Below are 13,133 nucleotides of genomic sequence, written 5' to 3'. Positions count from 1 at the left end.
GGTTGTGGATTACCGCTGCGTCAGGAAGCCGACCACGGCTTCGGTGAAGGCGTGCGACTGCTCGACATTGGAAATATGCGCGGCATCGAGCAGCGTCATGCTGGCGCCGGGAATGCCGCTGCGGATCATCTCACCCGCCGACACCGGTGTTGCCATGTCCTGCTTTCCTGCGATCACCAGGGTCGGGCTCTTGATCCTGGGCAGCAGCGCGCGCTGGTCGAGTGTCGACAGCGCCTCGCAGCAGGCGAGATAGCCTTCGACCGGCGAGGCAACCAGCATCGCCTTCATGCGCGCCGCGGTCTCCGGCTCGCGCTCGCGGAAATCGGCGGTCAGCCAGCCCGCGATCACGGTGTCGGCAACGGCGGCGATGCCGCCTTCCTTCACCGCCTTGATGCGGTTGAGCCAGTTGGTCGGATCGGGATAGTAGCAGGCGGTGTTGGCGAGGATGATCTTGCCGAATCTTTCCGGAGCATTCGCTCCCAGCCACTGTCCGACCATGCCGCCCATCGACAGCCCGCACCAATGCACCTTCTCGATGTTGAGGTCGTCGAGGATCGCCAGCACGTCGCGGCCGAAGCGCTCCATGGAGTAGGGGCCCGCCGGCACGCCGGACTTGCCGTGACCCCGGCGGTCGTAGCGGATGACGCGGAACAGCTGCGTCAGTGCCCGCATCTGCGGCTCCCACATCTGCAAGGTGCAGCCGAGCGAGTTCGACAGCATCAAGGTCGGTCCGCCGTCGCGGCCGTCCACCTGGACGTTGAGCAGGCACCCGTCGGCGTTGATCATCGGCATCGTCTTGTCCCTCTCGTCATGCGCTTGCCGGGTCATCTGCGCGAAGACGCGCTTCGCGCTTTTGTCCGGCAATGACATCGTCGCTATTTGTCATCCAGTGAAGCCAGCAGGCGGTCGATCAGCGCCTGCGAGGCGCCCTGATAGGCCATCGGCTCGAACAATTCCGCGATTCGTTTCGCGTCGAGATGTGCGGTGACCTTGGCGTCCGCCGACAGCACCTCGCGCAGATGCTTCTTCTCTGCGACCGCGCGCTTGCTGGCGGCCTCGATCAGATGGTAGGCGTCGCTCTTGCCGATCTTGTCGGCGAGCGCGAAGGTGACGGCTTCCGCCATGATCAACCCATGGGTCGCGTCGAGATTGCTGCGCATCCGCGCCGCATCGACCTCGAGCCCCTCGGAGAGGTCGACGATGGCGGCAAGCGCGCCCGAGGTCACCAGCATCAGGCCCGGCAAGGTCGGCCATTCCGCATGCCACGGACCGGCGCTGCGCTCATGGTCCTGCACCTGCGCGGCGAAGATCGTGGCGGCGAGGTTCGGCGCCATGGTCGCAGCCCCCAGCGCGCTTGCGGCGGCGACCGGATTGCGCTTGTGCGGCATGGTCGAGGAGCCGCCGCGGCCGGCGCCTGCGGGCTCGAAGGCTTCGCCGACATCGGTCTGCATCATCAGCGAAACATCGCGCGCGATCTTGCCGCAGCTGCCGGCGAGGATCGCGAACACCGACGCGGCCTCGGCGATGCGGTCGCGATGGGTATGCCAGGGTGCATCCGGCAGCGGCAGATCGAGCTCTTGCGCAAGGGCGGCGGCGACCGCGAGGCCCTTGTCGCCAAGCGCGGCGAGCGTCCCGGCGGCGCCGCCGAATTGCAACGCCAGCGTCTCGCGGCGCAGGTGTTGCAGCCGCTTGCGGGAGCGATGCAGCGCCGCGGCATATTCGGCGAGCTTGAGGCCGAACGGCATCGGCAGGGCGTGCTGCAGCCAGGTCCGCGCCACCACGGCGGTGTCGCGATGGGCGCGCGCAAGCCTGGCGAAGCCGGCAACGGCGCGGTCGAGGTCGGCCAGCAGCGCGTCGATCCCCGCGCGCAACGTCAGCATCGTCGCGGTGTCGATGACGTCCTGGCTGGTCGCGCCCCAATGCACGTAGCGCGACGCCTCGGCATCGGCCTTGGCGACATTGGCGGTCAGGGCCTTCACCAGCGGGATCGCCAGATTGCCGGACCGCGTCGCGGCGTCGGCCAGCGCGGCCAGGTCGAATGATTCGGCCTTGCAGGCCGCAGCGATCGGTCCCGCGCCAGCTGCGGGAATCACGCCGCAGGCCGCCTCGGCGCGGGCCAGCGCGGCCTCGAAATCCAGCATGTTCTGCAGCGTGGCGGTGTCGTCGCATACCGCGCGCATCGCGGCGCTCGACAGCATCGGCGCGAGCAGGGGAGAGAGGGCTGTGCTCATGGCCGGCGACCTAACCATTCCCGCGCGTCCCTGCCAATGCCCCGGGGCTGCCTGCATTTTCAACACCGCGGATTGCGCGATTTCGTGAACAACGGGCTTGGCTTGCTGCGGTTGCGAATATGCATCGCTCATCCTCCGAAGGTGCCCTTTCCTTTGCGCCCCGGCTGCTTTACTTGGGGAAAAGGTTCTAGCGATCGAGGAGATCCCCCATGGCCATGACAATGACCGGCGAAGTCCAGCTTGCAGCGCCGCGCCAGGCTGTGTGGGACAAACTCAACGATCCCGAAGTGTTGAAGGCCTGCATTCCCGGCTGTGAAGAGCTGGAGAAGACCGACGATCACGGTTTCCGCGCCACCGCCAAGATGAAGGTCGGCCCGGTCTCTGCCCGCTTCAAGGGCAAGGTCACATTGAGCGATCTCGACCCGCCGAACGGCTACAAGATCTCAGGCGAAGGCGAGGGCGGGGTGGCCGGCTTTGCCAAGGGCGGCGCCACCGTTGGCCTTGCCGACAAGGATGGCGGCACGCTTCTGAGCTACAATGTGGAGGCGCAAATCGGCGGCAAGCTCGCCCAGCTCGGCCAGCGCCTGATCAACGGCGCCGCCAAGAAGCTGGCCGATGAATTCTTTGCAAATTTCGCCAAGGCGGTGCAGGGTTAGCCCGCCGTTCGGCTGGATTATTCAGGTCCGGCCATGTCTTGCCGTTATGTCCTGGATGGGTGGCTCGAAAGGTTGCCCATCGCGGGGCGCGCCCATATTATGCCGTCTGGAATGATTTAAAACCGCCTGCTTCGCCGATATGCGGTGGCGCAGATAAGAGAGTGCTGATGGCCAAGATTTCAATGATCGTGAACGGCAACCCCGTGAACGCGAATGTCGACCCCCGTACCCTTCTGGTCCAGTTCCTGCGCGAAAACCTGCGGCTGACCGGCACCCATGTCGGCTGCGACACCTCGCAGTGCGGCGCCTGCGTCGTGCATCTGGACGGCAAGGCGGTGAAGTCCTGCACGACGCTTGCGGTGATGGCCGACGGTCATGAGGTCAAGACCATCGAGGGGCTGGCGGCCGATGGCGCGCCGCTGCATCCGATGCAGGAGGCCTTCCGCGAGCATCACGGCCTCCAGTGCGGCTTCTGCACGCCGGGCATGATCATGACCGCGGTCGACCTGGTCCATCGCAAGGGCCACGAGCTCTCCGACGAGGTGATCCGCGAGGAGCTGGAAGGCAATCTGTGCCGCTGCACCGGCTACCAGAACATCGTCGCTTCGATCGCCGCCGGCGCCAAGGCGATGGCGAAGTCGGACCTCGCTTAGGGCATGATCCGGAAAAGTGTGAAGCGGTTTTCCGAAAAGATCATGCCCCAGTAATATCGCGATCTGCGATCAGGACATTCCAATGTACGAATTCAAATATCACCGTCCCGGCACCGTGCGGCAGGCCGCCAACCTCCTGGTGAAGAACGAGGACGCCAAGCTGATCGCCGGCGGTCACACGCTGGTGCCGGTCATGAAGCAGCGGCTCGCCAGCCCGCCGCATCTGGTTGACCTCTCCCATATCGAAGGTCTCGACACGATCGAGATGAAGGGCCGCTCGCTGGTCATCGGCGCCACCGCCAAGCACGCCGAAGTCGCGAACTCCGCGGTCGTGGGCGAGGCGATCCCGGCGCTGGCCGAGCTGGCCGGCCTGATCGGCGATCCCGCGGTGCGCCACCGCGGCACCATTGGCGGCTCGCTCGCCAATAACGACCCGACCGCCGACTATCCGGCCGCGGTGCTGGCGCTGGGCGCGACCATCGTCACCAACAAGCGCCGCCTCAAGGCCGAGGAGTATTTCCAGGGCCTTTTCTCGACCGCGCTGGAGGCCGACGAGATCATCACCAAGGTGATGTTCCCGCTGCCGAAGAAGGCGGCCTACGTCAAGTTCCGCAACCAGGCCTCGCGTTATGCGTTGGTCGGCGTGTTCGTGGCCAAGCGTCCGTCCGACGTGCGCGTCGCGGTCACCGGTGCGGGCTCCGACGGCGTATTCCGCGTTACCGCGTTCGAGGACGCTCTTAAGAAGCGCTTCTCGCACAAGGTGCTCGACGGCATCGCGGTTTCGGCCGACGGGCTGAACAGCGACCTGCACGGCAGTGCGGAATACCGCGCGCATCTGATCGGCGTTTTGACGCGCCGGGCGGTGGAAACCGCGAACGCCAAGGACTAAGTACCAAGGCGTGACTTTGCTCACTCTCGTTCGAAGACTGGCTGTTCCATGAGTGCATCGGCGTTACCCACTTCCGTCGATGCGCTCGAGGATCTCTTGACCTCGCGCGGCTATCTCGCCGAGCGGTCGCTCGCGACCGTGACCTATCTCGCGCTGCGGATGGGCCGGCCGCTGTTCCTCGAAGGCGAAGCCGGTGTCGGCAAGACCGAGATCGCAAAAGTGTTGTCGGCAGCGCTCGGGCGCAAGCTGATCCGCCTGCAATGCTATGAGGGCCTCGACGTCGCCTCCGCGGTCTACGAGTGGAGCAGTGCGGCGCAGATGATCGCGATCCGCCTTGCGGAGGCTTCCGGCGATACCGATCGCGACCAGCTCGCGAGCGATATTTTCGCCGAACGCTTTCTGATCAAGCGGCCGCTGCTGCAGGCGCTTGAGCCCGATGTCGCAGGTCCTCCGGTGCTGCTGATCGACGAGCTCGACCGCGCCGACGAGGCGTTCGAGGCATATCTGCTGGAAATCCTCAGCGACTTCCAGGTCACGATCCCCGAACTCGGCACCGTGAAAGCGCCGGCGCCGCCGATCGTGATCATCACCTCGAACCGCACGCGCGAGATTCATGACGCGCTGAAGCGGCGCTGCCTCTATCACTGGGTGGATTATCCCTCCGCCGAGCGCGAGCTCGCGATCGTCAAGTCGCGGGTGCCGAACATTTCCGCAAAGCTGTCGCAGCAGGTCGTCCGCTTCGTGCAGGCGCTGCGCAACCAGGACTTCTACAAGTCGCCGGGCGTCGCCGAGACCATCGACTGGGCCACCGCGCTGTCCGAGCTCGACGCCCGCTCGCTGACGCCGCAGGTGGTCGGCGACACGCTGGGCGCGCTCTTGAAGTATCAGGACGACATCGCGCGCATGCAGGGCGATGCGTTGCAGAAGACATTGAAGGAAGCGACGAGCGAGACGTAAGTCGCGCGTCATAACAACGTCCGTCATTCCGGGGCGATGCGTCAGCATCGAACCCGGAATCTCGAGGTTCCAGGTTCGCTCGCTTCGCGCGCGCCCCGGAACGACGGGAAATGGATCACAATGGCGATCAACCACCTCGCGCCTCCGACCGGGCACATGGCCGACAACGTGATCGGCTTTGCCCGCGCGCTGCGGGCGGCCGGACTGCCGGTCGGGCCGGGCTCGGTGATCGATGCGCTCGACGCGCTGCAGCTGATCGAGGTCGGGCATCGCTCCGATTTCTACGCCACGCTGGAAGCGATCTTCGTCAAGCGCCATGAGCACGCGCTGATCTTCCGCCAGGCCTTTATGCTGTTCTTCCGCGCCGCCGAGGAGTGGAAGAGCATGCTGGATTCGGTGCCGCTGCCCGACCACGCCAGGAAAAAGCCGCCGCCGGCCTCGCGCCGGGTCCAGGAGGCGATGGCGCAGCCGGCGAAGAGCGAGGAGCGGCCGCAGGCCCAGGAGCAGGAGCTCAAGCTCTCGGTCTCCGACAAGGAGGTGCTGCAGAAGAAGGATTTTGCGCAGATGACCGCAGCGGAGATCGCCGAGGTGACGCGCGAGATCGCCAAGATGCGGCTGCCGCAGGCCGAACTCGTGACCCGCCGCTACCAGCCGGACGCGCGGGGCCTCCGGCTCGACATGCGCCGCACCGTGCGCAACTCGCTGCGCACCGGCGGCGAGATCATCGATATCAGAAAGCTCGGCCGGATCGAGAAGCCGGCGCCGATCGTGGCGCTGCTCGATATCTCGGGCTCGATGAGCGAGTACACCCGCCTGTTCCTGCATTTCCTGCATGCCATCACCGACGCCCGCAAGCGGGTCTCGGTATTCCTGTTCGGCACCCGCCTGACCAATGTGACGCGGGCGTTGCGGGCCCGTGACCCCGACGAGGCGCTGGCGAGCTGCTCGTCCTCGGTCGAGGACTGGGCCGGCGGGACGCGGATCGCGACCTCACTGCACAGCTTCAACCAGCTCTGGGCCCGCCGGGTGCTGGGGCAGGGCGCCATCGTCCTCCTTATATCCGATGGACTAGAACGGGAGGCCGATGCGAAACTGGCCTTCGAGATGGACCGATTGCACCGTTCCTGCCGCCGCCTGATCTGGCTCAATCCGCTGCTGCGCTACTCCGGCTTCGAGGCCAAGGCGCAGGGTATCAAAATGATGTTGCCCCACGTTGACGAATTTCGCCCGGTGCATAACTTGACGTCCATCAAGGGCTTGATCGGGGCGCTGTCATCCCCGCCGCCGGCGCACCACCGCAGCCTGATCCGCTCTGTAGCCTAAGAAGCATCCAATTTCACAGGAGGCCGCCATGCTGAACCGCGACGAAGACATCCTGCAGGCCGCCGAGACCTGGCAGAAAGAGGGCCATGGCGTGGCCCTTGCCACCGTGGTCGAGACCTGGGGCTCGGCGCCGCGCCCGGCCGGCTCGAGCCTCGTCATCAATGACGACGGCACGTTCCTCGGCTCGGTCTCCGGCGGTTGCGTCGAGGGCGCAGTCGTGACGGAAGCGCTCGACGTCATCGCGAGCGGCCAGCCAAAAATGCTCGAATTCGGCGTTGCCGACGAGACGGCCTGGAATGTCGGCCTGTCCTGCGGCGGCACCATCCGCGTCTTCGTCGAGAAGGTCGGTTAGCCGTGAAACTCGAGATCCTGAAAGAGCTGAACGCCGAGCGCGCCGCGCGCCGCCCGGTGATCATCGTCACCGACACCGCCAATGGCGATCAGCGCCTGGTCAAGGCCGCGGACATCGCCGCCGATCCGCTGCGCGCCGAGCTCTCAAAGCAGCTGCGGATGGGCAAGAGCGGCAATGTCGAGGTCGGCACCAAGAAGCTGTTCCTCAACGTCTACGCGCCGACCGCAAAGCTCGTGATCATCGGCGCGGTCCATATCAGCCAGGCGCTGGCGCCGCTGGCGCGTTCGCTCGACTATGACGTCACGGTGGTCGATCCGCGCACCGCGTTTGCGAGCCCGGAGCGCTTCCCCGACGTGCCGCTGGTCGCCGAATGGCCCGACGTCGCGCTGCCGCCGCTCAATGTCGATCACTACACCGCCTTCGTCGCAGTGACGCACGATCCGAAGATCGACGATCCGGCGCTGCTGCACGCCTTCGACCGCGACTGCTTCTATATCGGCGCGCTCGGCTCGCGGAAGACCCACGCCAAGCGCGCCGAGCGGCTGCGCGCGCAGGGCGCCAGGGACAGCGACATCGCGCGCATCCACGCGCCGATCGGCCTCGATATCGGCGCGGTGTCGCCGTCGGAGATCGCGGTCGCGATCATGGCCGAGATCACCGCGCAGCTGCGCCTGCCTCCCAAGCAAAAAGAAGAAGCGGCATGAAATTCGGTCCCGCCAGTCCGGCCGACGCGATTGGCGGCGTCACCGTTCATACCCTCCGCCAGGGCACGCTGGTGCTCAAGAAGGGCACCACGATCGGCCCCGCCGAGGTCGAGGCGCTGACCAAGGCCGGCGTCGACGAGATCGTCGTGGTGCGGCTCGACGAGGGCGACGTTTCCGAGGACGCCGCGGCCGCCAGCATCGCGCAGGCGGTGGCCGGCGAGGGCGTCAATGTCGAGCGCGCTTTCACCGGCCGCGCCAATCTGTTCGCGGCGCGCCCCGGCGTGCTGGTGATCGATCGCGCCGCGGTCGACCGCATCAACGACGTCGACGAGGCCATCACCTTCGCAACCCTCGCCGCATTCAAGCCGGTGGTCGAAGGCGAGATGATCGCAACCGTCAAGCTGATCCCGTTCGGCGTCGAGGGGCGCTTACGCGATGCCGCCGTCGCGGTGGCCGGCAAGGACACGCTGCGCATCGCGCCCTATGTGATCCGGAAGGTCGGCGTGGTCTCGACGCTGCTGCCGGGCCTCGCGCCGAAGGTGATCGACAAGACGCTGCGCGTCACCGCCGAACGGCTCGCGCCGGCCGGCGCCACCATCATCGCCGAGCGCCGGGTGCCGCATGACGAGGCGGTGCTCGCCGACTCGATCAAGGAATTGCTCGAGCTGGGCGCCGAGCTCGTCATCGTGTTCGGGGCGTCCGCGATCGCCGACCGCCGCGATGTCATTCCCGCTGCAATCACCGAGATCGGCGGCGCCGTCGAGCATTTCGGCATGCCGGTCGATCCGGGCAATCTGCTGCTGATCGGCAGCGTCGGCGGCGTGCCGGTGCTGGGCGCGCCGGGCTGCGCGCGTTCGCCGGTCGAGAACGGCTTTGACTGGGTCTTGATGCGGCTGCTCGCCGGCATCAAGGTGAAGCGGTCGGATCTCACCGGCATGGGCGTCGGCGGCCTGCTGATGGAGATCGTGACGCGGCCGCAGCCGCGCACCGTGCCGGACACCGAAGGCAACCGCAACGTCGCGGCAATCGTGCTTGCCGCCGGCCGCTCGACCCGGATGGGCGGCCCGAACAAGCTGCTCGCCGAGCTCGACGGCAAGAAGCTCGCGCGCATCGTCGCCGAGCAGGCGCTGGCGTCGAAGGCTTCCGAGGTGATCGTCGTCACCGGGCATCAGGCCGAGCTGGTCGAGCAGGCGCTCGATGGCCTCAAGGTCAAGTTCGTCCGCAACCCGGATTTCGCCGGCGGTCTCGCCGGCTCGGTCAAGGCAGGCATCTCGGCGGTGTCGGACAGCGCCGACGGCGCGATCGTCTGCCTCGGCGACATGCCGCTGATCGATGCGAAGCTGATCGATCGCCTGATCGAGACCTTCGCGCCCGACCGCGGCCATCTGATCGCGGTCCCCGTTAGCGAGGGCCGCCGCGGCAATCCGGTGCTGTGGTCGCGGCGCTTCTTCAAGGAGCTGATGACGCTCGACGGCGACATCGGCGCCCGTCATTTGATCACCAAGCATGCCGAGGTGGTCGCCGAGGTCCCGGTCGAAGGCAACAGCGCCTTCCTCGACATCGACACGCCGCAGGCGCTGGAAGCGGCAAGGCGCGTTTAGCTCCATCCGCGTCGTCCCGGCGAAGGCCGGGACCCATTACCACAAATGCAGATTGTCTTGCGCGGCTGCGGCCGCATCCCCGCCAACAACAACGTTCGGTGGTTATGGGTCCCGGCCTTCGCCGGGACGACGAGGGGATGGAGCAGCGTCGCTCTCAACCCGTCATTCACCATCTGGAAACGACCCCTGCGTAGAGTCCGCGCCGGACTTTGGGGGATTTCCGCTTGATCATTTCGACCGCCGCCGCGCAGCGTCGCGCGCTGACGATTTTTGTTCTAACGTTGCTGCTTGGCGCCACGCGTTTCTCGGTGGAAACCTTCGTGCCCAAGGCGCGCGCGGCCGGCGCGTTCGCCGTCGGCAAGTGCGGAGCCTACGGCCAGGCCTACGACTATCCGGCGGAAGGCGCGGCGCGTGCCGCGGCGCTGAAGCAGTGCAAGGGCGATTGCACCACCGTGACCATGAAGCGCGCCTGCGCCGCGCTCTCGATCGACATGAAGAATCCCTGCGGCGCCCATGGCTATGCCGTAGCGCCGAAGATCTCGAGCTCGCTCAATGCCGCGACCAAGAAGTGCTACGACTATGGCGGCAAGGAATGCGTGATCCGCGCCTGGGCCTGCGATGCCAAGGGGTAGGGCGGCCGCCGATCCGCAAGGTCCGCCTGGCTGGCAAGGCGCGCCGATAGCCCTCAGTCCGAGCCGCGCTCAGACGGCACCGTAGAAGTGTCGGTATTGCCAGGCGGCGTCGCGCTCCAATTGGTCTTCAGACCACGATTGGTCTTTGAACCGCGTGACCGACATCGGCGATAGATCGACGGGCGGCTCGCCGTCCACGATCCAGGTCGCGAGCGCCTCGCCGACGGTCGGCGAGATCGACAGACCGGCGACGTTGCATCCGCTCGCAAAATAGAAGCCGGCCACGCCGGCGGCCGGGCCAAGAATATGATGGCCGTCGGCGGTCATCGTCGGAATGCCGCCGCGAAACTCCCGCACCTTGGCGGTTTGCAGGAACGGGAGCTGGTCCTTGACCTCATCGGCGGCTGCATGAAGCACGCCGATGTCGAGCGGCATGTCCTTGACGTCGAAGCCGGCCCCAAGCGATTGCATGTCGAAGAAGCGCGGCGTTTCCTCGTAAACACCCCACAGGAAACCGCCCTGACACGGGCGGGTATACACCGCGGCATCCATGATGCGGATCATCGGCAAGTCGGCACGCGCGCCATCCAAAGGCTCGGTGACGATCAATTGCTGCCGGGTCGGCACCAGCGGCACGCGAATCCCGCTCGCCTCCGCGACCTGCCGGGTCCACGCACCGGCCGCATCGACGACAACCGGACTTTCAATGACGCCGTTCGCGGTGGTCACACCGATCACGGTGCCGCCGACGATGTTGACGGCGCGCACGTCGGTCTTCGGCAGCAAAGTTGCACCATTGGCCGCCGCGGCTTTGGCGAATCCGACGGCAACCTGCGCCGGGTCGAAATACCGGTCGTCGCCGATCCGCATCGCCGCGACGACACCCGCCGGCTGCAGGAACGGATTGAGACCGCTCGCCTCTTCCGGAGAGATCAGCTCGACATCGAGGCCGGTGCGGCGTCCGCGCTCGAAGTCGTCCTCGATCACTTCGGCGTCCTGCGGCCGGCGCGCAACCTTCAGGCTGCCCGAATGCACCCAGTCGAGCGGCTGACCGGTTTCTTCCGTGAACGTCTCGATCTTGCGACATGCGTCCTTGATGAGGCCGATCATCAGGTCGCTCTTGCGCGCGCAGCTCACCATGCCTGCCGCGCGGGGCGAGGTTTGCGATCCGATCTCATGCTTGTCGACAAGGGCGACGCTGAGACCTTCACGCTTGCTCAGGTAATAGGCTGTGGCCGCGCCCAATCCGCCCGAACCAATAACAACAACATCGGCCTTGCTGATCATGATGCAATGCCCTGAAATATGCTGATGATAATCGAACGCCCGAAGCCTACTACGCGGCGCAGGACCTGACTATCGCTTTCCGTCCCGGCACGGGGCCGGGCCTTGCAGCGCACATGGCCAGCGGTCGACGTGTGAGTTGAGCTTCTTCGCCGCAGCGATATCAGCTTCGCCGGCCGCGACGTCGCCCTTCAGGCGGGCAGGGTCCGCCCGTGGGTTGCTTAAGAAACGAACGTCAGCGCCTGGCGGGCAGATGAGGGATGCGCGGTCAGAACTGGCGTTTGTCGTCAACCTGCGGATAGATTTATCGCCATGCAGTTCGACACCAAGATCGCGGTCGTGATCCGCACCGACCTGGAAGTCTGGCAGAAGCTCAACGTGGCGTCGTTTCTGGCCGGCGGCATCGCAGCTTCCTTTCCCGAATGCATCGGGGAGAATTACCAGGACGGCTCGGGGACCAGATATCTCTCCCTGATCGGCCAGCCGATCCTGATCTACGGCGCCGACGGGCCCGCGCTGTCGCGGGCGCTGGAGCGCGCGCTGGCGCGCAACGTGCAGCCGGCGCTTTACACCGAGGACATGTTCAAGACCACGCACGACGCCGCCAACCGCGAGGTGGTGAAGGCGGTTGCGCGCAGCGAGCTCAATCTGGTCGGCCTCGCCATTCGCGCCGAGCGCAAGGTGGTCGACAAGATTCTCGACGGGCTGAAGTTTCACACGTAGCGGACAGCGAGCGTAGTGCGGTCCGGCGCTTATCGGCTCGCCTCCTTGTCCGGCATGATCTGCAGCAGCGGCGTCGGCGCAATCGATATCTGACCGGTGAATGGTCGATCATGCGCGGCAATCAGCAGAACCGATGTTGCCACGCCGGTCGCGAACAGTCCCATCGCGATGGCGGATCCCAACCGGTCGTCGCAGTGAACAAGGGCAATGACCAATAGCTCGCAGATGGCCTGAAGGTAGAGGCACCACCATTTGATCGAGTCGACTTCCGTCTGGCTGACGATGATCCGTTGTCGTCGCGCATCGAGTGCCGAATTCAGATTGGTGATGATCTCGTGCTGCGTCGTCTGCTGGCCAGGGTTTTGCGCGGGCGTTGATACGACAAGCCGCAACGCCGCGGTCAGCGCGGGAGGCGCTGCCTTGAGCGATGCAGCCTGGCGCGCCATCATCGGCCATTCCACGGCGACCGTTTCCTCGACGTAGTCGCGAACGAGGCCGCGCAGGCGCGCCTCCTGCTCCGGCGGCAGGCCGCCGGCGAGCAAGATGACCGCCCGCAACGAACTGGCTTCGCGGCTCACCGCCGCGGTGGCGCGGTCGCTGTCACTCCAGACCTGTGCCGCGGTGAACGCGACAAACAGGCCGAAAAGGATGCCGAGCACCGGCAACATGCCGGGCGAGATCGATTTGAAGGACGTTGCGCGCTCCTTGGTCGACAGGATCGCAACGCCTGCGAAAATCAGTATGGCAACAAGATAGGTGAAGCCGAAGACGATGAAGGCCATCCACGGCACGGAAAGATTGTGTAACCAATCGCTCATAGGCGTTTCCCCCAGCCGATCGCTTGTATCAAAATCCCCCCGATCTTGCCGGGGAGAGCACGAAGTGAGCCGTAGCGCATCGCGCAGGGAAAGCCGGATTGCTCCGGTTACACCTGTGGTGCCACCCCTGCGCCTTCTTGTTGCACAGGGCCCGTGGGTGCGATCGGCAACCGACTTTCCCTGCGCCATCTGTTCTCCGGAGGGACGGAAATAAGCAGCAAACTCGGGCATTTGCGCCGCGAGATCGCGAACCTGTGCGCACCCCAAGGACCCGGAAAGGCGGACAGGAACGCTTCCGGCCGGCAGACGT

The 13,133-nt window shown here is 65.8% G+C and carries 14 protein-coding genes; 10 read left to right on the top strand and 4 right to left on the bottom strand.

Annotated features, from left to right (window positions below; genetic code table 11):
* Positions 1-9: 9 nt before the first annotated feature.
* Together pcaD and PMN64_RS05580 are read right to left on the bottom strand one after the other, a co-directional pair.
* The gene (gene pcaD, locus PMN64_RS05585) at positions 10-792 is read right to left on the bottom strand and encodes a 3-oxoadipate enol-lactonase (protein ID WP_069279692.1); all 783 of its coding nucleotides are present in this window, start codon (positions 790-792) and stop codon (positions 10-12) included.
* An 83-nt stretch (positions 793-875) separates the two neighbouring features.
* The gene (locus PMN64_RS05580) at positions 876-2,231 is read right to left on the bottom strand and encodes a 3-carboxy-cis,cis-muconate cycloisomerase (RefSeq protein WP_411779985.1); all 1,356 of its coding nucleotides are present in this window, start codon (positions 2,229-2,231) and stop codon (positions 876-878) included.
* A 209-nt stretch (positions 2,232-2,440) separates the two neighbouring features.
* On the opposite strand from PMN64_RS05580, the gene PMN64_RS05575 reads away from it, so the two are divergent.
* The 9 genes from PMN64_RS05575 to PMN64_RS05535 all read left to right on the top strand — a co-directional run bounded on the left by PMN64_RS05575 (position 2,441) and on the right by PMN64_RS05535 (position 9,998).
* A complete protein-coding gene (locus tag PMN64_RS05575) occupies positions 2,441-2,887 on the top strand; it encodes an SRPBCC family protein (protein ID WP_375763128.1) in 447 nt (148 codons plus the stop codon).
* A gap of 167 nt (positions 2,888-3,054) precedes the next feature.
* A complete protein-coding gene (locus PMN64_RS05570; protein ID WP_016840414.1) occupies positions 3,055-3,540 on the top strand; it encodes a (2Fe-2S)-binding protein in 486 nt (161 codons plus the stop codon).
* 82 nt (positions 3,541-3,622) lie between these two features.
* Entirely contained in the window at positions 3,623-4,429 is an 807-nt protein-coding gene (locus PMN64_RS05565; protein ID WP_016840415.1) for an FAD binding domain-containing protein, read from the top strand.
* Positions 4,430-4,477: 48 nt separating this feature from the next.
* Positions 4,478-5,386 (top strand): AAA family ATPase, encoded by a 909-nt coding sequence (locus PMN64_RS05560; RefSeq protein WP_016840416.1) that lies wholly within the window; start codon positions 4,478-4,480, stop codon positions 5,384-5,386.
* A 120-nt stretch (positions 5,387-5,506) separates the two neighbouring features.
* Entirely contained in the window at positions 5,507-6,709 is a 1,203-nt protein-coding gene (locus PMN64_RS05555) for a vWA domain-containing protein (protein WP_411779984.1), read from the top strand.
* Positions 6,710-6,737: 28 nt separating this feature from the next.
* The gene (locus PMN64_RS05550) at positions 6,738-7,061 is read left to right on the top strand and encodes an XdhC family protein (protein WP_018272401.1); all 324 of its coding nucleotides are present in this window, start codon (positions 6,738-6,740) and stop codon (positions 7,059-7,061) included.
* A gap of 2 nt (positions 7,062-7,063) precedes the next feature.
* Positions 7,064-7,765 carry an XdhC family protein gene (locus PMN64_RS05545; protein WP_411779983.1) on the top strand — a complete coding sequence of 234 codons (702 nt, stop codon included), beginning with the start codon at positions 7,064-7,066 and terminating at the stop codon, positions 7,763-7,765.
* Entirely contained in the window at positions 7,762-9,366 is a 1,605-nt protein-coding gene (locus PMN64_RS05540) for an NTP transferase domain-containing protein (protein ID WP_411779982.1), read from the top strand. Before PMN64_RS05545 ends, PMN64_RS05540 begins: the two co-directional genes overlap by 4 nt.
* A 224-nt stretch (positions 9,367-9,590) precedes the next feature.
* Positions 9,591-9,998 carry a DUF4189 domain-containing protein gene (locus PMN64_RS05535; protein ID WP_411779981.1) on the top strand — a complete coding sequence of 136 codons (408 nt, stop codon included), beginning with the start codon at positions 9,591-9,593 and terminating at the stop codon, positions 9,996-9,998.
* Between the two features lie 69 nt (positions 9,999-10,067).
* Here the strand turns inward: PMN64_RS05535 and PMN64_RS05530 are convergent, their stop codons facing one another.
* Positions 10,068-11,285 carry an NAD(P)/FAD-dependent oxidoreductase gene (locus tag PMN64_RS05530; protein ID WP_411779980.1) on the bottom strand — a complete coding sequence of 406 codons (1,218 nt, stop codon included), beginning with the start codon at positions 11,283-11,285 and terminating at the stop codon, positions 10,068-10,070.
* A 309-nt stretch (positions 11,286-11,594) separates the two neighbouring features.
* Here PMN64_RS05530 and PMN64_RS05525 point away from each other — a divergent pair, with 309 nt between their 5' ends.
* Complete coding sequence (locus PMN64_RS05525) at positions 11,595-12,005, top strand: DUF2000 family protein (protein ID WP_411779979.1); 411 nt, start codon at positions 11,595-11,597, stop codon at positions 12,003-12,005.
* A gap of 29 nt (positions 12,006-12,034) precedes the next feature.
* On the opposite strand, the gene PMN64_RS05520 is transcribed toward PMN64_RS05525, so the two are convergent.
* On the bottom strand, positions 12,035-13,012 hold the full coding sequence (locus PMN64_RS05520; protein ID WP_411779978.1) for a hypothetical protein: 978 nt from the start codon (positions 13,010-13,012) through the stop codon (positions 12,035-12,037).
* Positions 13,013-13,133 lie beyond the last annotated feature (121 nt).

The organism is Bradyrhizobium sp. UFLA01-814 (genome assembly GCF_046718885.1).
Taxonomy (GTDB): Bacteria; Pseudomonadota; Alphaproteobacteria; order Rhizobiales; family Xanthobacteraceae; genus Bradyrhizobium; species Bradyrhizobium elkanii.
This window is presented reverse-complemented; position numbering and strand designations above follow the sequence as displayed.